Annotated in this window: 21 protein-coding genes; 16 read left to right on the top strand and 5 right to left on the bottom strand. The window is 65.7% G+C overall.

Annotated features, from left to right (window positions below; all coding sequences use genetic code 11):
- The first annotated feature begins 2 nt into the window (after positions 1–2).
- From ACU4IU_RS04190 to ACU4IU_RS04155, 8 genes are all read left to right on the top strand, one after another.
- A complete protein-coding gene (locus ACU4IU_RS04190; protein ID WP_446655930.1) occupies positions 3–872 on the top strand; it encodes a metal ABC transporter ATP-binding protein in 870 nt (289 codons plus the stop codon).
- Positions 869–1,777, top strand: coding sequence for a metal ABC transporter permease (locus tag ACU4IU_RS04185; RefSeq protein ID WP_172173965.1), 909 nt, complete (start codon positions 869–871; stop codon positions 1,775–1,777). The genes ACU4IU_RS04190 and ACU4IU_RS04185 overlap by 4 nt, the downstream gene beginning before the upstream one ends.
- An 85-nt stretch (positions 1,778–1,862) precedes the next feature.
- Entirely contained in the window at positions 1,863–2,810 is a 948-nt protein-coding gene (locus tag ACU4IU_RS04180; RefSeq protein ID WP_446655929.1) for a metallophosphoesterase, read from the top strand.
- A gap of 55 nt (positions 2,811–2,865) precedes the next feature.
- Positions 2,866–5,262, top strand: a complete 2,397-nt coding sequence (locus tag ACU4IU_RS04175; RefSeq protein ID WP_446655928.1) for a transglycosylase domain-containing protein — start codon at positions 2,866–2,868, stop codon at positions 5,260–5,262.
- A gap of 279 nt (positions 5,263–5,541) precedes the next feature.
- The gene (locus ACU4IU_RS04170; protein WP_009883339.1) at positions 5,542–5,697 is read left to right on the top strand and encodes a hypothetical protein; all 156 of its coding nucleotides are present in this window, start codon (positions 5,542–5,544) and stop codon (positions 5,695–5,697) included.
- A gap of 49 nt (positions 5,698–5,746) precedes the next feature.
- Positions 5,747–6,220 carry a RidA family protein gene (locus tag ACU4IU_RS04165; protein WP_139907182.1) on the top strand — a complete coding sequence of 158 codons (474 nt, stop codon included), beginning with the start codon at positions 5,747–5,749 and terminating at the stop codon, positions 6,218–6,220.
- Complete coding sequence (locus ACU4IU_RS04160; protein WP_181270935.1) at positions 6,210–7,181, top strand: hypothetical protein; 972 nt, start codon at positions 6,210–6,212, stop codon at positions 7,179–7,181. Before ACU4IU_RS04165 ends, ACU4IU_RS04160 begins: the two co-directional genes overlap by 11 nt.
- Positions 7,178–7,942 (top strand): MBL fold metallo-hydrolase, encoded by a 765-nt coding sequence (locus ACU4IU_RS04155; RefSeq protein WP_446655927.1) that lies wholly within the window; start codon positions 7,178–7,180, stop codon positions 7,940–7,942. The genes ACU4IU_RS04160 and ACU4IU_RS04155 overlap by 4 nt, the downstream gene beginning before the upstream one ends.
- Before the next feature lie 279 nt (positions 7,943–8,221).
- Here ACU4IU_RS04155 and ACU4IU_RS04150 read toward each other — a convergent pair whose 3' ends face one another.
- Positions 8,222–8,899: a Crp/Fnr family transcriptional regulator gene (locus ACU4IU_RS04150; protein ID WP_101545702.1), complete on the bottom strand. Its 678-nt coding sequence runs from the start codon at positions 8,897–8,899 to the stop codon at positions 8,222–8,224.
- Between the two features lie 243 nt (positions 8,900–9,142).
- On the opposite strand from ACU4IU_RS04150, the gene nth reads away from it, so the two are divergent.
- Together nth and ACU4IU_RS04140 are read left to right on the top strand one after the other, a co-directional pair.
- Positions 9,143–9,919, top strand: a complete 777-nt coding sequence (nth, locus tag ACU4IU_RS04145) for an endonuclease III (protein WP_139468712.1) — start codon at positions 9,143–9,145, stop codon at positions 9,917–9,919.
- Entirely contained in the window at positions 9,916–10,647 is a 732-nt protein-coding gene (locus ACU4IU_RS04140) for an NUDIX hydrolase (protein ID WP_139468711.1), read from the top strand. The genes nth and ACU4IU_RS04140 overlap by 4 nt, the downstream gene beginning before the upstream one ends.
- Positions 10,648–10,675: 28 nt before the next feature.
- On the opposite strand, the gene ACU4IU_RS04135 is transcribed toward ACU4IU_RS04140, so the two are convergent.
- On the bottom strand, positions 10,676–11,521 hold the full coding sequence (locus tag ACU4IU_RS04135; protein WP_446655926.1) for an ABC transporter permease: 846 nt from the start codon (positions 11,519–11,521) through the stop codon (positions 10,676–10,678).
- A 58-nt stretch (positions 11,522–11,579) separates the two neighbouring features.
- Positions 11,580–12,539: an ABC transporter ATP-binding protein gene (locus ACU4IU_RS04130; RefSeq protein ID WP_446655925.1), complete on the bottom strand. Its 960-nt coding sequence runs from the start codon at positions 12,537–12,539 to the stop codon at positions 11,580–11,582.
- A gap of 111 nt (positions 12,540–12,650) precedes the next feature.
- On the opposite strand from ACU4IU_RS04130, the gene ACU4IU_RS04125 reads away from it, so the two are divergent.
- Positions 12,651–13,655: a TetR/AcrR family transcriptional regulator gene (locus tag ACU4IU_RS04125; RefSeq protein WP_434594185.1), complete on the top strand. Its 1,005-nt coding sequence runs from the start codon at positions 12,651–12,653 to the stop codon at positions 13,653–13,655.
- Positions 13,656–13,737: 82 nt separating this feature from the next.
- Here ACU4IU_RS04125 and ACU4IU_RS04120 read toward each other — a convergent pair whose 3' ends face one another.
- Positions 13,738–14,145 (bottom strand): phage holin family protein, encoded by a 408-nt coding sequence (locus ACU4IU_RS04120; RefSeq protein WP_446655924.1) that lies wholly within the window; start codon positions 14,143–14,145, stop codon positions 13,738–13,740.
- 179 nt (positions 14,146–14,324) lie between these two features.
- Positions 14,325–16,262, bottom strand: coding sequence for an acetate--CoA ligase (gene acs, locus ACU4IU_RS04115; protein ID WP_446655923.1), 1,938 nt, complete (start codon positions 16,260–16,262; stop codon positions 14,325–14,327).
- Positions 16,263–16,599: 337 nt separating this feature from the next.
- On the opposite strand from acs, the gene ACU4IU_RS04110 reads away from it, so the two are divergent.
- The 5 genes from ACU4IU_RS04110 (at position 16,600) to ACU4IU_RS04090 (ending at position 22,971) form a co-directional block, all read left to right on the top strand.
- Positions 16,600–19,266, top strand: coding sequence for a hypothetical protein (locus ACU4IU_RS04110; RefSeq protein ID WP_446655922.1), 2,667 nt, complete (start codon positions 16,600–16,602; stop codon positions 19,264–19,266).
- Positions 19,267–19,509: 243 nt separating this feature from the next.
- Entirely contained in the window at positions 19,510–20,517 is a 1,008-nt protein-coding gene (gene ssd, locus ACU4IU_RS04105) for a septum site-determining protein Ssd (RefSeq protein WP_181270926.1), read from the top strand.
- A complete protein-coding gene (locus tag ACU4IU_RS04100; RefSeq protein ID WP_172173911.1) occupies positions 20,514–21,686 on the top strand; it encodes a TadA family conjugal transfer-associated ATPase in 1,173 nt (390 codons plus the stop codon). The genes ssd and ACU4IU_RS04100 overlap by 4 nt, the downstream gene beginning before the upstream one ends.
- Positions 21,683–22,378, top strand: coding sequence for a type II secretion system F family protein (locus ACU4IU_RS04095; protein WP_446655921.1), 696 nt, complete (start codon positions 21,683–21,685; stop codon positions 22,376–22,378). The genes ACU4IU_RS04100 and ACU4IU_RS04095 overlap by 4 nt, the downstream gene beginning before the upstream one ends.
- Positions 22,375–22,971 carry a type II secretion system F family protein gene (locus ACU4IU_RS04090; RefSeq protein ID WP_229664004.1) on the top strand — a complete coding sequence of 199 codons (597 nt, stop codon included), beginning with the start codon at positions 22,375–22,377 and terminating at the stop codon, positions 22,969–22,971. Before ACU4IU_RS04095 ends, ACU4IU_RS04090 begins: the two co-directional genes overlap by 4 nt.
- The last annotated feature ends 37 nt before the right edge of the window (positions 22,972–23,008 follow it).

Raw genomic sequence — 23,008 nt, 5'->3', positions numbered from 1 at the left:
ACATGGCCAAGGAATCCGACGCTTCCGCACCGGCAACGCGACGGGAGCCGGTGATTCGACTGCGCGATGCCGAACTGCGGTTCGGCCCGCGTGTGCTCTGGCACGATCTCGACCTCGACGTCGCGCCCGGGGAGTTCCTCGCCGTGCTCGGCCCCAACGGCACCGGCAAGACCTCCCTGCTCAAGGTGCTGCTGGGCCAGAATGCGCTGTCGGCCGGCACCGCTGAGGTCGGCGGTCGGGAAGTGCACAAGGGCAATCCCGCCATCGGCTACATTCCGCAGCAGCGCGGAATCGATCCGCACACTCCGATGCGCGGCCGCGATCTGGTGCGCATGGGCATCGATGGTCACCGGTGGGGGATGGGCCTGCTGTCCCGGGGACGAAAGAAGAAGGTCGAAGACCTCTTGGCCTCCGTCGGCGCCACCGACTATGCCGACGCCCCCGCCGGCACGGTCTCCGGCGGTGAGCTGCAGCGACTGCGCGTGGCACAGTCCCTGGCCAACGATCCCACGGTGCTGCTCTGCGACGAACCGCTGCTGTCCCTCGACCTGCACCACCAGCAGGTGGTGGCCGCGCTGCTGCACGAACAGCGGGTCAAACGCGATGCCGCCGTCGTCTTCGTCACCCACGAGATCAACCCGATCCTGCCGTATGTCGACCGGGTCCTCTACATCGTCGGCGGTCATTTCCTCATCGGCACCCCCGCCGAGGTGATGACCACCGAATCGCTGTCCCGCCTCTACGGGGCCCCGGTCGAAGTGGTCCGCGTCGGCGGCCGCCTCGTCGTCGTCGGCGGTGAAGAGGAATGCGTCGACCACCACAACCTGCCCGATGACTCCTTCGACCTCGACGGGACGGTGGTGAACCGATGAGCATTCCTGAGATCTTTGCCAACCTCTTCACCTTCGAGGATTACGGCGAGCTCGTGGCGCTGCTGGCCAATTCTCTCATCGCCGCGGCGCTGCTCGGCGTTGTCGGAGGCCTCATCAGTGTCTTCGTCATGGCTCGGGACATCCCCTTCGCAGTCCACGGGGTCTCCGAGCTCTCCTTCGCCGGTGCTGCCTTCGCCCTGCTCGTCGGCTTCGACGTCGTGACCGGGTCGATCGTCGGGTCCGTCGTCGCCGCTCTCATCATCGGCATCGGCGGGGCCAAGGATTCGGAGAAGAACGCGATCATCGGCGTCCTCATGCCCTTCGGTCTGGGGCTGGCGATCCTCTTCCTCGCCCTCTACGACGGGCGAGCGGCGAGCAAGTTCGGGCTGCTCACCGGCCAGATCGTCGCGATCACACCCGGCCAGATCCTCACCCTCATCATCTGTGCGCTGGCAGTACTCGTGGTGTTGGCGATCGTCTGGCGTCCGCTCATGTTCTCCAGCCTCGACCCCGAGGTGGCACGGGCCAAAGGTGTGCCGGTCAGTGTGCTCACCATCGTCTTCATGCTCACCCTCGGACTCGCGGTGGCGCTGAGCGTGCAGGTCGTCGGTGTCCTCCTCGTCCTCGCTCTCCTCATCACCCCGGCCGCCGCAGCAACCCAGCTCTCGGCCTCGCCGGTGTGGGTTCCGGTGCTCAGCGTGATCTTCGCCGTGACCGCCTCGGTCGGTGGCATCCTCATTGCGCTCGGTTCACCGGTGGTCCCGATCAGCCCGTTCGTCACGACGATCTCGTTCCTCATCTACGTCGTCTGCCGACTCGTCGGCGGTCGCCGGATGAAATCCCTGCACCGCCGCCGCGCCCACCGCGCCGCAAGAGAACACAACACACCCATCCCCACCCCCTAGTTGCTACCTGACGGCGGCCCAGCAACCTCGCGCGAGGTTGCTGGGCCGCCGTCAGGTAGTTCTGGGAGCGGATAGAGTTGGGGGAATGAAGAAGCGCGCTCTCCTCGCCGGTGCTCTTGCCGCCCCCACGGCCGCCGGAATCTGGGGTGCGGTCATCGAACCGCACCTCTTCGCCATCCGCCACCACACCCTGCCGATCCTGCCTGCCGGAGCCGAATCCATCCGGATCCTCCACGTCGCCGACCTGCACCTGGCGCCCTGGCAGAAGCACCGTGCCTCCTGGGTCAAAGCGCTCACCCGGCTCGAACCGGACGTCGTCGTCAACACCGGTGACAACCTCTCGGCCGATATCGTGCCCGACGTCCTCGACGTCTTCTCCGGTCTGCTCGACACACCCGGTGTCTTCGTCCTGGGGTCGAACGACTTCTTCTCGCCGCAGGCGAAGAATCCCGCGAAGTATCTGCGCTCGCCGTCCCAGGTCAAACACCGAGTGAACCCCGATCTCGACGTAGGGGCCCTCGTCCGCGGATTCGAAGAACCGACATCCCCGTCGGACTCGACGGCCGGCGGTCAGGGATGGCATTTCCTCGACAACACCGAGGCGACCCTGACGATCAAGGGCACCCGGATCCACTTCACCGGGCTCGGCGACGCCCATATCGACCGCGACCGGATCCGTTGGAGTGGAGGAGCACCCGGCAAGGGCGTGCTTGAGTATCCGCGGTTCGATTCCGAGGCCGGGCTCAAGGTGGGCGTGACACACGCCCCGTATTCGCGGACCTTGGAGGCGTTCGCCTCGGCGGGGGCGGACCTCATCATGGCCGGACACACGCACGGGGGACAGATCCGCGTGCCCTTCTGGGGTGCGCCGGTGACGAACTGCGACCTCGATCGGACACGCGCACGCGGAGTCTTTCCGTACCGGAAGAGCCTCGTCGCCATCTCCGCCGGTCTCGGATTCTCACCGTACTCACCAGTGCGTTTCGCCTGCCGACCTGAAGTCAGCGTCTTGGAACTCGTCGCAATGGCCTAACCCGTTCAGCGGTTTCTGAAGATTTGCACAAGGCAAATTCGTTAAACTGGCTACCATGGTGTCTCCTGAGTCAAACGCCCCACCCACAAAAATGGGCGCGTTCATGCAGTTCGTGGCCGTCAGCGCAGTGGCGGGAATCGTCGCTGCCGGTCTGGCCATTCCCGGAGTCGGTGTCGCAACAGCCAGTGCGAACAGCGCTGTCGAGATCTTCGATTCACTCCCCGCGACCTTGGAGATCAAGGACCTCGGTGAGAAGTCGACGATGCTTGCCTCCGATGGGTCCGAGCTTGCGGAGTTCTACTGGCAGAACCGCCAGGAGGTCCCGCTGGATAAGATCTCGAAGGATATGCAGAATGCGACGATCGCCGTCGAGGACTACCGGTACTTCGAACACGGCGGCGTCGACATCGAGGGCATTGCTCGTGCAGCGGTGCACAATATGGTGTCCTCGACGACTCAGGGCGGATCGACGCTGACCCAGCAGTACGTGAAGAACGTGCTGGCAGAGAACGCGCATGCCGAGGAGGACCCCGAAGGTGTGGCTGCGGCGAAGGAGTCCGAAGGCACCGCCGGCTATGCGCGTAAGCTGCGCGAAGCCAAACTCGCTGTCGCGGTTGAGAAGAAGTACGACAAGAAGGAAATCCTCAACCGCTACATGAACATCAACAACTATTCGGGTTCCCCGAACGTCTACGGTGTCGAAGCCGCCGCCTACCGGTACTGGGGCATCCACGCGAAGGATCTCAACATCCAGCAGTCGGCGATGCTCGCCGGAATCGTGCAGAACCCCTCGGCGTTCAACCCGCAGCGGTTCCCCGACCAGGTGCTCAAGCGTCGCAACACCGTGCTCGGGCAGATGCTCAAGTACGACCACATCACGCAGAAGGAATACGACAAGGCGGTCAAGACCGACCTCGACCTCGACCTGCATGAGACACCGAACGGCTGTTCGGCAGCCAAGAGCAAGGCAGAATTCTTCTGCAACTATGTTCAGAACGTCATTATGAATGATGACACCTTCGGCGACACGGCTGACGAACGCCTGGCCTTCCTCCAACGTGGCGGTCTGAAGATCAAGACGAGCCTCAATCCCGATATCCAGAAGATCGCGGACAAGGAGATCAAGAAGCGCGTCCCCGTCGGCGACCCCTCCGGCGCCGGTCACGCCCTGGTGACGATCGAACCTGGAACCGGTGAAGTCATCGCCATGGCCGAGAACCGCGAATACACCGCGGGAGAGGTCAAGAAGAAGGACAAGAACAAGAAGACCTCGATCAACTACACCGTCGACAAGAAGCACAACGGAGGCGGCGGCTTCCAGGTCGGTTCGACGTGGAAGCCTTTCGTCCTGACGGCATGGCTGAAGGAAGGAAAGAGCCTCAACACCACCGTCAATGCGACGAAGCGCAATTTCCCGGCCAGCTCCTGGAAGTACGAGGGCTGTCCGAATATGGGCGGAGACTGGGACCCGAACAACGCCGGCGACGGTGAAGGCAAGGGTTCGATGACCGCGCTGGAGGCGACGAAGAAGTCCGTCAACACGGGCTATGCGGCGATGGGCAACCAGCTGAACATGTGTGATGTCATGGACACCGCTATGGACCTCGGCATCCGCTATGGCAGCGGAGAGGCGCTCGACTTCAAGGACAAGTCCGGCTTCATCCAAGCCCTGTCACCGTCGTCGATTCTCGGTACGACGGAGACCACGCCGATCGCCATGGCCGCGGCGTTCGCCACCTTCGCGAACGAAGGCGAATTCTGCGGACCGAAGCCGATCATTGAGATCAAGGACCGCAAGGGCGAGAAGCTCGACCTGCCTGGCGAAGGCTGCAAGCGAGTGCTCGACAAGGAAGTGGCCAAGGGCGTCGCCTACGCGCTGACTCAGACGTTCAACGGCGGTACGACGAGCTCGCTGAAGATCGGAGTTCCGGCAGGCGCTAAGACCGGTACGACGAACTTCGAGGTCGGTCACACCTGGCTGCTCGGGTTCACCAAGACGCTGTCGACTGCGGTCTGGACCGGCGATCCGGGGGGCACTCGGGACTGGCGCACCAACGGCGCCGGCGCCGTCAGAGGCCACATCTACGGTGCGACCATCTCCGGTAAGACCTGGCAGGCATACATGAGCCAGGCGGTGAAGGAGACCAAGGGCAATACCGGGTTCCCGAAGCCCAGCAGCAAGTACTTCTCCGGCGGCGGCTCCGGCGGTGGTGGCGGTTCGTCCAGCGGCGGCCGCGGTGGAGGCGGCGGCACCGGCACTGGTGGCGGTGGCGGAAGCCACGGCAACGGCGGTGGCGGCACCGGTGGCGGCGGCAACGGCGGCGGTGGAGGCGGCAACTCCGGAAACAACGGAGGCGGCGGCGGAAACGGCGGCGGCAACAACGGCGGCAGTGACGGCGGCAGTGACGGCGGTGACGGCGGCGGCGAGGCTCCCGGCCTCGGCGGCAACTGAGCCGATGAGATGCCGGTCGTGACCGGCCGATAGAACCCGGCGGAGAACGTCCCGGTGAAGGCGGGGAGGACCAGGGCCTCCCCGCCTTCGCTGTCTGACTTTCACGGGTGTCGCCGCAGCGAAACAGCTGTGACCGCCGCCCACGGAACACGGGTGCCCAGCGTGCCCAGTCTGGGCTAGTGTGGGGAACGGACCTGCGTCGTCGACCGCACCAGGAAAGCCTGGTCATACCGGATCACTCGGACCGCCTCGGCGCCGCACCAACAACTGAGGAGAACCATGACCAAGTGGGAATACGTCACCGTGCCGCTCATCGTCCACGCGACCAAGCAGATCCTCGACCAATGGGGCGAGGACGGATACGAACTCGTGCAGGTCGTCCCGGGTCCCGACAACAACGGACTCGTGGCTTACCTCAAACGCCCCAAAGAATGAGCTGAACCGGCCGGACCGCTGACACCCCACCCTCACCGAAAGAAGAACAATGTCGAAGACCCTTGAGCGCATGAACGAACTCGGCCTCGAACTGCCCGAGATCGCCACTCCAGCCGGCGCCTACGTCCCCGCCCTGCGCACCGGGAACTACGTCTATACCTCGGGCCAGCTGCCCGTCGTCGACGGCAAGCTGCCTGCGACCGGTCACCTCGGCACGGACGTCGACCTCGACACCGGCTACCAGCTTGCACGCACCGCCGGGCTCAACGCTCTGGCCGCCATCGCCGGAGTCATCGGCGATCTCGATAAGATCGTGCGCGTCGTCAAGGTCACCGGCTTCGTCAACTCCGCCGACGACTTCACCCAGCAGCCGGCCGTCATCAACGGCGTGTCCGAGCTCTATGGCGAGATCTTCGGAGACCGTGGGCAGCACGCCCGCAGCGCGGTCGGCGTGAACACTCTGCCTCTGGGCACCCCCGTCGAGGTCGAAGTCATCGTCGAGGTCTCAGGCGATGCCGCTTAGCGGACGCACTCTTCCTGTCTCGTCGGAGCTGCGGTGGCTGCTTGACCACTGGCAGTCCGACGGACGGTGGCCCGTCCCGGAGGCCCCGCGCCCCACCTCGGCGATCGTGCTGATCCGGGATTCCGCGGACGGGCTGGAACTCTTCATCACCCGGCAACTCGACGCCCGCGGCGTCGAAGACCGCAACCGGTGGGCATTTCCCACCAGCAGCCTGCGCCCGGGTGATGTGCGGAAGCTGCCTTTGGCCGGATGGAATTCGGCTCGGTGCGCCCGTGCGCTGAGCATCGAAAACAAATCCCGCGCCCTCCACCACTTCTCCGCGGCCGCCCGCATCACCTTCGCTGCCACCGGAATCCTGCTCGCCGAGGATGTCGACCGGGAGATCGTGGCCACACCGCAGACGGACTGGAACACCACCCGGTCGAGGCTGTTCTCGAACGAAGTGTCCTGGTCACAGGTCTTACGCGACCGAGACCTGCGGTTGCGTCCCGATCTGTGCAAACCGTGGCTGCGTTGGATCAACACCCCCACCCAGCTGCACCGGTTCGACACCACCTACTTCATCGCCACCGTGCCCTTCGGCCAGGACGTCGACTTCCTGTCACCGAACGAGACCTCTGCCGGATGGAAACGCCCCGACCAGATCATCGCCGAGGTGGGAGGAGACCCCGACCGCATCGGAGCGGCCGCCCGCATCATCGTCGAAAGCCTCGCCGAGGTCCCGACCGTGGGCGCGGCCATGGCGCAGATCCGCAACCTCCACCCGCTGCGTCCGGAGATCGTCGATGACGACGGCGACTGGAAGGTCGTCATCCACACGGGCAAGGACCCCCACAGCAAGGGAAGCCTGCGCGACCGGGCTGTGGCCGTCGGCGAGACCGACACCGACCAGAACCCCGGCTTCCTGACATTCAGCGGTGACGATGACGAAACGACAGACGAGGAGAACGACGACTCATGAGAATCCGTGCGAACAACCCCGGCCCGATGACCCTGACCGGTACGAACACCTACGTGCTCACCAGCCAGGATGACACGTCCGCAGTTGTCATCGATCCCGGACCGGAGATGGCCGATCATCGTGAAGCCTTCCTCGCGGAAGTGGCCGACCGTGATCTGGCGGCAATCGTTCTCACCCACCAGCACGCCGACCATTCTGAGATGCTCGGAAGCATCGACCAGTGGGCCCCCGACGTGCCCGTCTATGCCGTGCTCGAGCGTTTCGCTCGGCACACGGACTCCGTGGTCGACGGCGACGAGATCGCCTTCGGTGACACTCCGGCCGACGTTCTGCGCGTCGTCGCCACCCCCGGACACACGAGCGACAGCATCAGCCTCATCCACTCCGGAGCCCTCTACAGCGGCGATACGATCCTGGGGGAGGGAACGACGATCGTCACTCACCCGGAAGGCTCCCTGGGCGACTATCTGAATTCCCTCGACCGTTTGAAGGAGCTGCTCGACGACGGGGAGTTCGCCATCATCGAGCCGGCCCACGGTGAGCGCATCGACGCCCCCGCCGAGGTGATCGACTACTACCGCTCCCACCGACTCGAACGCATCGAGCAGGTCAAAGCGGCATTGGAACAGGGCGCGAAGACCGCCTCGGAGGTCTGCGACATCGTCTACCACGACGTCGACTCCAGCGTGCGGTCGGCGGCCGAGCAGATCGTCAAGGCTCAGCTGGCCTACCTCGACGCCTTGCCCGCCGCCGACGCCTGAGTCCTGCCGCGGCGCCTGGTGCGCGACATCTTCGGTCCAGCTGGATGACACACCACTCACGACTCGGGTTCTGATCCAGTCATCGAGTTCAAACTCGATGACTGGATCAGAACGTGATCACGAAACTTCCCACACCTCACGCGACAGTCCCTGAGACGGCGAGCGCCGGCCACGACGCACACCTGTCCCGACCAGAACGAACGCCCCAGCCGAATCGGCTGGGGCGTCCATTTGTCGCGGCGTCCACGCGGCCACAGCGGCCGGAGGTCGCTGGGAGGATCAGCGGGCGCGGTTGCGCATGCGGTCCATGTCGAGGATGACGACGGAGCGGGCCTCGAGACGGATGAAGCCGCGGGCGGCGAAGTCGGCCAGTGCCTTGTTCACGGTCTCACGCGAGGCACCGACGAGCTGAGCCAGCTCTTCCTGAGTGAGGTCGTGAGCGACGAGCACACCGTCGGGAGCCGGCTTCGAGAAGCGAGCGGCGAGATCGAGCAGAGCCTTGGCGACACGGCCGGGCACATCGGAGAAGACAAGGTCGCCGACGGTCTCATTGGTGCGACGCAGACGCTGGGCGAGGGCCTTGAGCAGGTTCATCGCGGCCTGCGGACGCTCGTTGAGCCAAGTGGTGAGGTCTTCGTGCTTGAGGCTGAGCAGCTCCGACTGGGAGACGGCAGTGACAGAGGTCGAACGCGGGCCCGGATCGAAGAGGCTGAGCTCACCGATGATCTCGCCGGGGCCGACCACGGACAGCAGGTTCTCACGGCCGTCGGAGGACTCACGGCCGATCTTGAGCTTGCCCGAGGAGACGATGTAGAGCTCGTCACCGGCATCGCCCTCATGGAAGAGCACGGTTCCCCGACGGAGACTCCGCGGGTTCATGAACTTCATCAATGCACTGGTGGCTTCATCGTCCAGACCTGCGAAGAGCGTCGCGCCCCGCACCACTTCAATATCCACTGGTTCCTCCTTGTCGTGATAATCACACACAAATCTACCTGGTCATCTGCATCGATACCAGCAAAGACGCGGGAGTGTGGCCCATCAGTATGAAAACCTCTCCCGCACCGCCCAACACGACTCCCGTCCACACCATTCCCGCAGCCGGCCAGAACAAGGTGCGCAGATCCGGGCGCGAACATGATTCACGGGTGTGACCGGCATGACTGCGGAATGACAGGGCACGGATTAGGATGGTGAGTCGTGTTGACTGTGGCAGAGAAGAGCGCGCGGAAGTTCGCGAAGGAGACCCCGCTGGGCCGGACCCGCCGGGCGCGGAAGATCCATCGCATCCTCGCCGAGGTGTATCCGAACGCGAAGTGCGAGCTCGACTTCGAGACTCCGTTCCAGCTGCTCATCGCTACCGTCCTCTCCGCCCAGACCACCGATATCCGCGTCAACTCGGTCACCCCGAGCCTCTTCGCCGCCTTCCCCGACGCCCACGCCCTGGCCGTGGCCAATCTCATCGAGGTCGAGGAGCACATCCGCTCCACAGGGTTCTACCGAGCCAAGGCCCGCAACATCGTCAAGCTCGCGAACGAACTTGTCGATGAATACGACGGCGTGGTGCCGAACAAGCTGGACAAGCTCGTCAAGCTCGCCGGAGTCGGACGAAAGACCGCGAACGTCGTCCTCGGAAACGCTTTCGACACCCCTGGGCTGACCGTCGATACACATATGGGCCGGCTGGCCCGCCGCTTCGGTTGGACCGAGGAGACCGATCCGGTCAAGGCCGAGCACGAGATCGCGGCCCTGTTCCCGAAGAAGGACCTCACCATGCTTTCGCATCGGGTGATCTTCCACGGCCGCCGCATCTGCCATTCCCGCAAGCCCGCCTGTGGAGCCTGCCCCCTGACGGCGCTGTGCCCATCGTTCGGGATCGGGGAACTCGACCCGGACAAGGCACGTGCCATGCTTCGGTTCGAAATGGCGCCTTTGGCCACTCCCGCCGAGGAGGCTGTCCCCGAGGAGGGACGATGAGCGCCCGAATCCCCGACCTTCCACCCGAATCGGCGACGATCGCCGATGGGGCCTTGCGCGGGCAGCTCGAAGATCTCGCCGCCTCGCACGGGTCCCCGCTGTGGCTGCGCCGACAGAAGGACGCCGCAGAGCAGTCCGCCCGTGACGCCGCCGTTCTCATGCTCTTCGGGCGCGGGGGAGAGCCTCGCACCGAGGCAGGAGGAGCAGAAGCATCGCGCCTGGCCGAACTCGGCGTCGCCGATGTCGACATCGTTCTTCTCCAGCGTGCCGCGACCCTGCGCCATCATCCCGGGCAGGTCGCCTTCCCCGGAGGCGGTCGTGACCCCGAAGACGATTCCATGGCGGCCGCCGCGCTGCGTGAAGCGGAGGAAGAAGCCGGAATCTCCCCGGACACCGTCGAAGTACTCGGAGAGATGGACCCGCTCTATATCCCCGTCTCGAAGTTCGAGGTCACTCCGGTCATCGGCTATTGGCGTCAGCCGGGCCAAGTCCAGGTGATGGATCAGCGGGAGTCCTACTCCGTCTATCGGGTGGCCATCGCCGACCTCGTCGCCCCCGCCAACCGCGGAACCTTCGCCCGTCCCGATCTGAAGATCTCGACCCCGGCCTTCGACGTCGGAGTCCTCAAGGTATGGGGCTTCACTGCCGGCATCCTCGACTTCGCCCTCGACCATCTCGGCTGGGCCGGTGATTGGGACAAGAAGGTTCCCATCGCCATCGACTTCTGACAGCGGCCACTGCGGATTCCGGCGACGGTCAGCGCTGCCCGGCCTTCGCTCTGAACAGCACCGCGGCCCACACCGCCGCCACAGCGAGGATGAGCAGACACCAGCCGACAGCGAGATAGCCGGAAGCGCCCATCTCGGTGCCGATGAGCAGTGCGCGCAGAGCGTCGATGATCGGGGTGATCGGCTGATTGTCGGCGAACACCTCCAGCCACTTCGGCATGGTCTCGACCGGCACGAACGCGCTGGAGACGTACGGGAGGAAGAGCAGGATGAAACCGTATCCATTGGCGGATTCGGGAGACTTCGCGGCGAGGCCGATAGCGGCGAAGAGATACGTGATCGCCAGAATGTAGAGGGCGACGAGTCCGACGGTCGCCAGCCATTCGGCCACTCCGGCGGAGGGGCGGAATCCGATGGCGACGGCGACGAGGAGGACGATGGAAGCGGCGAACAGATTCCTTGCGAGGCTCGCCGCCACGTGCCCGGTGATGACGGCAGACGCTCGCACCGGCATCGTCCGCAGTCGGTCGACGAACCCGGAGGTCATGTCCGAAGCCACCGACAGCGAGGTCGAGGCGGCACCGAATCCGGCGCAGGTGAGGATGATTCCGGGGACGACGTAGTCGACGTAGCCGCCGTCGGGATCGAGAGCGCCGCCGAAGACGAAGGTGAACATGAGCATGAGCATCACCGGCAGAGCGACGGCCATCAGCAGCGATTCGACGTCGCGAACAGCGTGACGCAGGCTCCTGCCGATGAAGGCGGCCTCGGTGGAGAACCCGCGAGGGCGTGTACGGGAGACCCCTCGGGGGAGGGGAGAGGCGGTGGTCGCTGCTGTCGTCGGGGTATCGGTGATCGGGTGACTGTGTGACATTGGTCTGTCCTCTCTGGACGGTGTGGAGATCGGAGACGTGGGATCGGATATCGAGCGCTCAGTGAGGTGAGCCGGCCGAGGTGAAAGCGAGGAAGACATCGTCGAGGCTGGGACTGTGCAGGGAAACCGAGGCCCGAGGCGATCGGGAAGTCCACGGCTCGAGAGCCGCGGCGAGGCCGGCGACAGTGCCGTCGGTCGCGATCTCATCCAGTTGAGTTCCGTCTGTTCCGCGGATCGACACGGTGTCCTCGCCGATGCGTGCCTTGAGTTCTGCCGGTGTGCCCAGACCCGCCATTCGGCCGCTGTCGAGCAGGCCGATCCGGTCGGCCAGTGCATCGGCCTCGTCGAGGTACTGGGTGGTGAGGAACACCGTCGCGCCGCCTCGGGAGAGCTCGCTGACTTCAGTCCACAGCTCCTGCCGGGAGCGGGTGTCCAGCCCGGTGGTGGGTTCGTCGAGAATGAGCACATCGACAGGGACGACGAGGCTGAGAGCCAGGTCGAGGCGGCGACGCATACCGCCGGAGAGTGCGGCGACCCGGGTGGACATGAAGGCTGTGAGGCTGAGCCTCTCGGCAAGGTCGCGGCTTCGCGCTTTCGCGGCACTCCGACTCAGCCCGGAGAGCCGACCGAGGAGGACGAGGTTCTCTTCGGTCGAGAGATGGGCATCGACGGCAGCTGACTGGCCGGTGACGGCGAATCGCCGCTTCGCCTCGGCGGGTGACTCACGCACATCGACGTCCATGACTCGAACTGATCCGGCATCAGGGCGGACGAGCGTGGTGAGGATATTGATGCATGTGGTCTTCCCGGCGCCGTTGGAGCCGAGAAGTGCGAAGACCTCGCCTCTGTGCACGTGGAAGTCGAGTCCGTCGAGGACGGTCTTCGTTCCGAAGCGCTTGCCCACCTGTGTGAAGGAGATAGCGGGAGAACGGAGGTCACCCGTGTCGATGTGCCCTGTCGGTTTCGGTGACGGTGCCGTTGAGTCCTGTGCGGTGCTGGTTGAACTGTCCGTGGTCATGATGGGAGTCCTCTCACGAGTCGTGGTTCCCGGAGCAAGTTTCTGTATATGATAGAAACTGTGTATGACAATAACACGCAATATATGCCATACACAATATAGACTGGCGGCATGAGCACGGATGATCTGATCGAGCAGCTTCCCAGTGGAATCGCACTGGCCTGGGGTGTCGCGGCGACTCCCCAGCGGGGGCCGAAGAGGGAGATGAGCGTCGAGAAGATCGTCGACGCTGCGATTGAGATCGCCGACAGCGACGGCATCCAGGCGGTGTCGATGTCGGCGGTCGCGAAACGACTCGGGTACACGCCGATGTCGCTCTACCGCTATGTCAGCTCGAAGGACGATCTGCTGCTGCTCATGCAGGAGGAGGCGACCGGCCTGCCTCCGGAGCCAGGCGAGGAGGATCTCGGCTGGCGGGCACGACTCGGTGAACTCTATGAGGCGCAGTCACAGATCTATTCGCGTCAGTCCTGGCTGCTGTCGATGCCGATCACCGGCAGCCCGATCACACCGAACAGTTCGGCCTGGCTGGAAGCCGATCTCGAGGCGCTCCGCGATACCGGTCTGACCGAAGAGGAGGGGATCGCTGTCTCACTTCTCGTCACCGGTGCGGCTCGTTGGAAAGGGCTGATTGCGGCAGGCTACGAGGAGCAGAGCAGAGCGACCGGGTTGGACGCCGCCGAGGTGGCGGCGCGGGAGCAGCGTCTCTTCGACGCCGTCATCACCGAGGATGGATATCCCTTCCTCAGGAAGGCGATCGATGCGGGGGTCTTCGCCTCGGAATTCGATCCCTTCGACTTCGGGCTCGAACGAGGTTTGGACGGGGTGGAGGCCTTCATCGAGGCGATCGTGAACGCGCGGGCAGGTGCCGTGTCCGACGTGGCGAACGACGGCTCGAGCGCAGCGACCTCAGTCGCCGCGCCCGATGATGCGACGGAGGCAGCGGCTGCAGGGCATGCCGCGATCGCCGATGATGACCCTGCGGTAGCGGCCGATAAGAAGCTGCGAGAGGCGCAGAAAGCGGTCCGGCAGGCGCAGAAGGTGCTGGCTGAGGCACGGAAACGGGAACGTCAGGTTCTGCGGGAAGCCAAGGAGCGAGTCGCGAAGCGACGCTGAGCGTGAATGCGAGAAGCGGCGCCGGACGAAATGTCCGGCGCCGCTTCTCGCATCTGCCGCGGTTCTCAGATTGGGAGAGGTGTCAGTACCTGGGTCCCGAGGGATTCTTCACTGCGCGCTTGACAGAGGCCGCCAGCGACTTGGCCGAACCGATCGCGGTGCCGGGAACCGGGTTGCCCTTCTTGAACAGCGGGAGGGCCACAAGGACGAGGATGATCGCAATGACGGCGAGGATGCCGAAGACGATGAGGAAGCTGCCCCACCATGGCCAGCCCAGGCCCTCATGGAATGCGGCCGCACCGGCGAAGATCACCATGAACGAGGACAGGAAGAGCAGGAAGAGAGCGACGATGGCCAGTCCGGCCCCGATGCCCAGGTTCTTCGCACCGGCAGTGGCCTCGGCCTTGGCGAGGGCAATCTCTTCTTCGGCGATCGCTTTGGAATCGTCGCTGATGCCTTTGATCAGTTCGCTGATGGACCGTTCGGCCATGAGAGCTCCTAAATCGAGAACGAGGACAATCTAACTTAAGAGTAGTCTGAACGGGCTCTGCGGCCAAAGGCGAATCGGCGGGGAACCGGGAAAACCCGTCGGATCCGGACGACCGCCGTTATGCGGCAGGGTCGTCTGTCACCGACGGGTCATCCGATTTCGGCCTCAGAGCGAGGGGCTCAGGCTCCTGTGACGGACTTTTCGATCTGATCCATCACCGAGGCATCGGCGAGGGTCGACGTGTTGCCGACCTCGCGGTTCTCGGCAACGTCCTTGAGCAGTCGACGCATGATCTTGCCCGAGCGGGTCTTGGGCAGGTCCGTGACGATGTGGACTTTCTTCGGCTTCGCGATGGGGCCGATGTCCTTGCCCACATGCTGACGCAGCTCCTCAGAGGTCTCGGGGGAGTCCTCGACGCCGTTGGAGACGATGACGAACGCGACGACGGCCTGACCGGACGTGTCGTCGGCGGCGCCGACCACAGCCGCCTCGGCGACCTTGGGATGCGCGACGAGCGAGGACTCGATCTCCGCGGTGGACAGGCGGTGACCGGACACATTCATCACGTCGTCGACACGCCCGAGGAACCAGATGTCCCCGTCCTCATCACGGCGGGCGCCGTCGCCGGCGAAGTACGTGTCTTCGAACCGCGACCAGTAGGTCTCCTTGAAGCGCTCCGGGTCTTTCCAGATTCCGCGCAGCATCGACGGCCATGGGCGGCGGATGACGAGCAGTCCGCCTTCGGGGCCGGCCGGGTTCTCACCCGAATCATCGACGACATCGACGGAGATGCCGGGAATCGGACGCTGTGAGGAGCCGGGCTTGGTTGAGAGCACGCCGGGCAGAGGCGCGATCATGTGGGCCCCGGTCTCGGTCTGCCACCATGTGTCTACGATCGGGCAGCGCTCACTGCCGATGACGCGGTGGTACCAGCGCCAGGCCTCGGGGTTGATCGGTTCGCCGACGCTGCCGAGCAGGCGCAGACTGGACAGATCGTACTTCGCGGGGATCTCCTCGCCCCACTTCATGCAGGTGCGGATCGCCGTCGGTGCGGCGTAGAGGATCGTGGCTCTGTACTTCTCGATGATCTCCCACCAACGACCCTGATGCGGGGTGTCCGGAGTGCCTTCGTAGATGATCTGAGTGGTGCCGGCGGCCAGTGGGCCGTAGGTGACATAGGAGTGACCGGTGATCCAGCCGACGTCGGCGGTGCACCAGAAGACATCGGATTCGGGCTTGATGTCGAAGACGGCCTTCATCGAGTAGAGCACCTGAGTGAGGTAGCCGCCGGTGGTGTGGAGGATGCCCTTGGGCTTTCCTGTCGTACCGGAGGTGTAGAGGATGAACAGCGGGTGCTCCGAGTCGAAGAATTCGCACTCGTGTGTGTCGCCGGCCTGGCCGACGGAGTCCTCCCACCACTGGTCACGGCCTTCGACCCAGTCGACGTCCTGACCGGTGCGCTTGACGACGAGGACGTGCTCGACGGGAGTGTCGCCCTGGGCGATCGCTTCGTCGACGGCCGGCTTGAGACTCGTGGGTTTGGCGCGCCGGTAGCTGCCGTCGGCGGTGATGACGACGCGGGCCTCGGCGTCGATGATGCGCGAGTGCAGAGCATCGGCGGAGAATCCGCCGAAGACGACGGAATGCGCCGCACCGAGGCGGGCGCAGGCGAGCATCGAGATCACCGCTTCGGGGATCATCGGCAGATAGATGGCCACCCGGTCGCCGGTCTTCACGCCGAGGTCGATCAGCGTGTTCGCCGCCTTCGACACCTCGGCCAGGAGCTCGGCATAGGTGAAGGTGCGGGAGTCGCCCGGTTCGCCTTCGAAGTTGATGGCCACGCGGTCGCCGTTGCCTGCGAGGACGTGACGGTCGAGGCAGTTATAAGCGACGTTGAGCTTTCCGCCGACGAACCATTTCGCGAACGGCGGGTTCGTCCAGTCGAGGACCTCGCCGAAGTCTTCGTGCCAATCGACGAGCTCACGGGACTGTTCGGCCCAGAAACCCAGGTAGTCCGCCTCGGCGCGTTCGTATTCATCGGCCTTGACGTTGGCTGCGGCCGCGAACTGCTCAGGTGGGGCAAACGTCTCGGTCTGCTCGGCAGCGGTTTCGGTCATGCTTTCCCTCCGACTTCCTTGGTGGATCGAAAATTCTAGTTGCACTGTATACCTGCGGTCGGGGGCTGGGGAGAGCAGTTTCACTCGATGAACAGGCAAATCGGGGGTAGCCACCGTGCTTCTATCGTGGTATAGCTCACGCGATTTCGACGGCTACGCGGCGACGGAAGGGCCGCCTCGGCGGGGGACTGAGGAGTCTTCGACGTGCCTGAGAATGCGCATATGAGTGCACAGGTGGCCTGTGTTCTGCAAGGATGGGGTCAGAGTCTGTCGGGATCCGTCCCGCGCGGACACGGAAACACTGTTAGCTTTTCCCCGAGATCGACTGGAGTCAGCGATGAGTTCGCCGCAGCATCCAACCGGGTCCGGGCCACAGCCGTGGCAGGATCAGCCCCCGCAGTACCCGGGCCAGAACGCGCAGCAGCCTGGTGGTCAGCCGCCGGCCTACGGTTCGGGGCCAGGGCAGTTCGGTTCTGCTCCCGGGCCGGGCTATGGTTCCGCACCGGGACCCTACGGTTCGGCACCGGGACAGCCCGCCGCACAAGGACCCTATGGTTCGGCTCCGGCTCAGTACGGTTCGGGACCTGGCCCGTACGGTTCTGCTCCCGGTCAGTACGGATCGGCGCCGGGACCCTATGGTTCGGCTCCGGGACAGGGCCAGTTCGGTCAGGCGCCTGCGCCGAAGCAGAAGACCGGCCCGGGAATCCTCGGCCCGCTGACTCTGCGCGATCTCTTCCTCCTGTTCGCCGGACTGCTCGCCTTCATCGCATTGTTCGTGCCTTACCGGGGTTACGACTACGGCCTCGGCAGTGAGACGACCACTCTGTGGCACTGGAATGTCGCCGATATGGGCGCGCTCGTGTTCGGAGTGCTCACAATTCTGCTCATCGTGGCGGCCGTGCTCGTCAACAAGCTCGGCAACAGCCGACTGCGAGTCGGATCGCTCAGCCTCGACCAGTTCATCTCCGTGCTCTCGGCGATCGCCTTCACCTATGTGTTCGTCGATCTGCTCACTTCGGCGGTCTACTGGCATGTGGGTTCGTACCTGACGTTCTTCGCCGGCCTCATCGCGTTCTTCGCCGGAGTATTCACGATGCTGCCGTTCTTCGCTAAGGAATTCGCCGGCCGCGAGGACATCGAAACCCATCCGAAGGCTCGCCCTGTCACCAAGCACACCCAGCATCCGGCACCAGTGGCCAATGTGCCCGGTGCTGCCGGCCCGGGCACCGGTGCACCCGGATTCGCGCCTTACGGAGCGGCTCCGGCCGGTGTGGGACAGGCGGCGCCCGGTCAGCCGGATCAGTTCGGTCAGCCGAGCGGCCCGGGACAGTCCGCCCAGCCGACTCAGTTCGGTGCGCCCGGACAGCAGGACCAGTTCGGCGGACCAGGACAGTCGGGTCAGCCTGCACAGCAGGGGCAGCAGGACCAGTTCGGTCAATCAGGACAGTTCGGCGGTCCGGAACAGCAGAACCAGTTCGCCGCTCCGGAACAGCGGGCCCAGCCTTCCGACCAGCAGAACCAGCCCAGCCCCTACGCTCCGCCGCAGGAGCAGGACTCCGAGCGTTCGGCTAGCTCCTTCGCCGCACCCGCCGCTTCCGGCACCTCGGGCGCGGGCGCTGCGCCCGAATCCGCGGACGTGGCATCCGACCAGGCCTCGGACGACGGACCGGTGCACAGCACCGGTGACGGACAGACCTACCTGGGTCGTCACGATTCGGGCGCCCCACAGCATTCGCAGAGCGAACCGACTCAGGCATTCGGTGTCGGAGCCGGACAGCCGCAGACCGATGCGACCGGAGACCAGACCGCCGCTGCGGGAAGCCGGGCTGCTGAGTCGGGCAGCCAGCCTGCAGCGTCTGACGCCCAGTCCAGGCAGTCCGATGACAAGTCACACTCGGGCGCAGCGGCCGCTGCCGCAGGCGCCGGAGTGATCGGTGCCGGTGCTGCCGGCGTCGCTGCCGCGCATTCGGATTCCGAACGTCGCCGTGGCCGCCACGCCGCTCCCGAAACGGAGTCCGACGCGGAATCGACGCCTGGTGCGGAATCGACGTCCGGTGCGGAATCGACCGACACCGGGTCGGCTGCTCAGAAGGATGAAGCGAACGACGACACGTCCGCGGACCGGTCCACGGCCGCCTCGTCGGAGTCAGACGAAACCCCCACGGTGGTGTCACCGTCCGAGAGCAGCGACCTGGTCTCCAAGGTCAACGCCAAATCGTCCGACACGAACGCCGCCGAAGGTGCGAACGTCGCCGGCGCGAATTCGGTTGCGCAGTCCTCGACCGATGCAGGTCAGGCCTCGACAGGAAATGCATCGGAAGATGCGGCCTCGGCAGATACGGCGTCGAACGATTCGCGATCGGATTCCCCGGCATCGACCGACGGAACTACGGCGCAGGACCCGGACGACGACGCCAACATCCGCTCCACCGATGCCACCGTCGTCAGCACCCCGGCCGACGACAAGGTCGTGTCAGATGATGAACCCACCTCAGTTGGCAAGACGGGCGCGGACGACGACGAACAGGCGACCGCTGTGATGGAGCCGGCAGTCAGCTCGGAGCGGACCACCGCTCCCGAAAGCGAAGAGCCGACTCAGTACGTTCCCGTGGCCGACTACGCCAACCGGCCGGAGACCGACGGGGGCGCGGAGAGGTCGAACGACGAGACCATGGCACAGACGGCCGTCGACAACCAGCCGGTGCCCGCCGATGCGGGGCAGAACCGGTCCGGTGATGCGCCGAACGACGGACGGAACGCCGATCAGGACAATGGTCAGGCCGAGAACCAGGACGGTGGACGCCCCATCATCCAGGCCTTCTGGTTCGCCGTTCCCGAACCGCGCGAAGCCGTGGACGAGACCACCGGAATGCCGGTGTTCACGATCTACCCCGGCGACTGGTACCTCAGCCTCGAAGACAACGGATCCTGGTTCAAGGTCCGCGACTCCGACGGCAGCACCACTGGCATCCTGCGCAATATCGAAGGAATCCAGCGCGGCTGAGCCGACTGGAATCCACTCACGCGTCAACGCTGTGGACAGACCTCGGTCGAATCGGTGCCCACCGGCACCACATGATGTGACCGGCCGGTCGGCCCACTGCGGCTGACGTGGACGGAGGCCGCCGACTGCCGCTGGGGGCGCCTCCTGTGACTCAACCTCACAGGAGGCGTCCCTTCGTCGTTCCATCCACAGGGCGGCACTCCGGCCTGGCCGGTGACAGCCGGGCGGATCCAGGCTCGGTGCATGCAGGTAGCCCTCATCACCGACCTCGGTGCGATCACCGAAGAATGCGCCCGAGTGGCCGAAAGCATCGGCATCTCGCTGACCGTCCTGCCTCCCGACTCCGGAGGCTGGCAGTCCGCGTCGCTCATCCTCCTCGGAGAAGACGTCCGCGAAGCCCCCGCCACCGACCGGGCAGACACGATCCTCGTCGTCCTCGACGATGACGAACCCTCCTCGACCTGGGCGAGGGCCGCGCACCTCGGCGTCGACCAGCTCGCCGTGCTGCCTGCTGCTGCGGAATGGCTGAGCGGGCGGATGATCGCCGCTGTCGAACCGCCGACGGCACCCGGGACCACGGTCGGCGTCGTCGCCGGATGCGGGGGAGCCGGAGCCTCCGTGCTCGCCTGCGCACTCGCCCGGCGGGCCGGAGCCGATCACAGCACCGTCCTCGTCGACGCCGACCCGCTCGGCGGGGGACTCGACCTCGTCCTCGGTGCCGAACAGGCCCCCGGTCCGCGATGGACCGACCTCAGTGCCTCCCGCGGACAGCTGCGCCCCTCCACCCTGGCCGAAGCGCTGCCCCGCCACGACGGGCTCGCCCTTCTGTCCTGGGGGCGAGACGACACCGTCGACCTCGACCCGGACGTCTTCGACGACTTCCTCGCCGCGGCCGGCCAGGCCTTCGACCTCGTCATCGTCGATCTGCCCCGCCACGCCCCACCCCAGTGGACCCGGCGCTGCCATCATGTCCTCCTCGTCTCCCCGGCCCGGGTCAGATCCGCCGTCGCCTCCTCCCAAGTGGCCAAGCGGCTCTCCCAAGCCCACCCGGATGTGCGCCTCGTCGTCCGTGAAACCGGGGCCGGCGGGCTCGACGCCGACCTCCTCGCCGATTCCATCGGGCTGAGCCTGGCTGGAAGCATCCGCGACGATCGGGGCCTGTCCGCCGCCGTCGACCGCGGCGAGGGAATCCCAGGTGGGGCGCACCTCGGCCGCCTCGTCGACCGATTGCTGGGGGAGTGGGTGGAATGAGCGAATGGCTCGACGCCTCGCTCGTCGCCGATGTCCGCAAAACGCTGCTCGACAATCCGGGACCGGTGACCACGGCCGCCGTCGCCGAGGCGGTCCAGCGCACCGGACGCGTGCTCGGTTCCTCCGCCCTGCTCGAACTCGTCACCCGGCTGTCCGCGCAGCTGTCCGGGGCCGGACCCCTGCAGTCCGTGCTCGAGGTGCCCGGCACCACGGACGTGTTCGTCAACGGGCCGCGGGAGGTCTTCGCCGACACCGGTGACGGTCCCCAGCTGCTCGACCTGACGCTGGGATCCGAAGAGGACGTGCGGTCCTTGGCGGTGCGTTTGGCCGCCCTCGGCGGGCGCCGCCTCGACGATTCTTCCCCCTATGTCGACGTTCGTCTGCCCGACGGGGTGCGGATGAACGCGATCGTCCCACCGATCTCCGGGGAGACGACGACGATCAGCTTCCGCGTACCCAAACGGGCCGGATTCCCCTATTCCCAGCTCTGCGCCGAAGGGTTCGTCCCCGCTGAGATCAGCCCCCTCGTCGCCGAGGCGGTCACCTCGCGGGCGAACATCCTCGTCTCCGGCGGAACGGGCACGGGAAAGACCGTCCTCCTCGGCGCTCTGCTGTCGCTGGTCGAACCGATCCAACGCATCGTCATCGTCGAGGACTCCCGCGAGCTCATCGTCACCCACCCGCACACCGTGCAGCTCGCTGCGCGTCAGGCCAACGTCGAAGGCGGCGGCGAAGTGACCCTGACCGACCTCGTGCGCAATGCCCTGCGGATGCGGCCCGATCGCCTCGTCGTCGGGGAATGCCGCGGTGCCGAGGTCCGGGACATGCTCACGGCCCTCAATACCGGGCACGAGGGTGGGTGTGCGACGATCCACGCGAACACCGCCGAGGCCGTGCCCAGCCGGGTGGCCGCGCTCGGTGCGCTGGCGCAGATGAGTCCGGACGCCGTGTATTCGCAGTTCTCCACCGCCATCGACCTCGTCATCCATCTGCGTCGCACGGGTTCCGAGCGGGGAGTCACGGAATTGGCGATCCCGACGAGGACTGGATCCGAGGGAGTGGTGATGGAACCGGTGTGGGGTCGCCCCTCGCCGTCGACGGCCGGCACTGTCAATCGGCGTGCCCTGGCCCGGTTCGAAGCCGTGCTCGAACAGAAGTCCGCGCAATGATCGTCGTCACCGCCGTCCTCATCGCGGCCGGGATCATCCTCGCCGCGCCTCCGGACCCGGGCTCCAGGCTGCGCGAGCTCTTGCCCCGTGGGGAGGCCGGAGAATCGGTGCGGAAAGGGGTGCGTGCCTTCTTTCGCCCAGGCGGTCACACCGCCGACGATCAGGCCGAGCGTCTGTGGGCGATCGCCGCCGTGGAGAACTGCGCCCACCTGCTCAAGGTGGGGATGACCCCACCGGCGGTGATGAGCACACTGAGCCGCCGCAACGACGTCCTGACCCCGATCTCACGAGCCATCTCCCTGGGCGAGGAACCCGGACGCGCCATCGCCACCCGCAGCTCCGGACTGTCGGAGACCGCCGCTCACGTGCTGTCGGGAATGGCCGCCGTGTGGACGGTGTCCGAACGCTCCGGAGCACCGGCAGCGGAGATGATCCTCAGGTATGCGGCAGCGCAGAGGGACGCCCTCGATGCCGAACGCGAACGCCGCATCGCGATGGCCGGACCGAGGTCGACGGTGCGGGTGCTCAGCTGGCTGCCGCTCATCGGTGTCGGTCTCGGCCTGCTCATCGGCGTCCGCCCTCTGGAACTCATCACCGGACTGCCGGGACAGCTGAGCATCGGTGCCGGTCTCCTCCTGTACGGGGCCGGCCGGTGGTGGATGCGGACGATGATGCTCAGAGCACAGAGATGACCATGCTGATTGTGCTCATCGGTGTCTGCGTCGGACTCGGCGTGCTGCTGTGGTCCGGACCGACCCGCGGGAGACTGCAGAGCCTCCTCGGCGAGGGCCGATCCGTTCCCACCGACACCGAGGCGGCTGCCGGGGAGGCGGGAACGCCGGAGTCGGGGACGGCAGGAGCAGTGGCCGATGATCAGCTGGCGTTCGACCTCGACCTTGTGGCGATCTGCCTGACCTCCGGTCTGCCGATTCCCGTGGCGCTGACCCTGACCGCCGAGGCGACCGACGACCGGTCGGGTCTGCAGAGGATCGCCCGTGCAATGACGATCGGAGGGCGCAGGCTCGCCGACGATGATCGCCTGCTGCCGGTGCTCGAGGTCTTCGAGTTCTCCGAACACACCGGCGTCGGCCCGGCACCTCTCATCGAGTCAGTGGCCGAGGAGCTGCGGGCTTCGTCCCGTCGGCGTCGGCAGGAGGCGGCCGCCTCTTTGGGTGTGCAGCTGGTGCTGCCTTTGGGCGTGTGCATTCTGCCGGCGTTCCTGCTGCTGTCTGTCGTTCCGGTCGTCATCTCACTGCTGACCGACCTCACGACCGTGTTCTTCTGAAGTGGTGACCGGGTTTTCAGACTCGACCGATAGGCTC

Source organism: Brevibacterium sp. CSND-B09, assembly GCF_052906525.1.
This window is presented reverse-complemented; position numbering and strand designations above follow the sequence as displayed.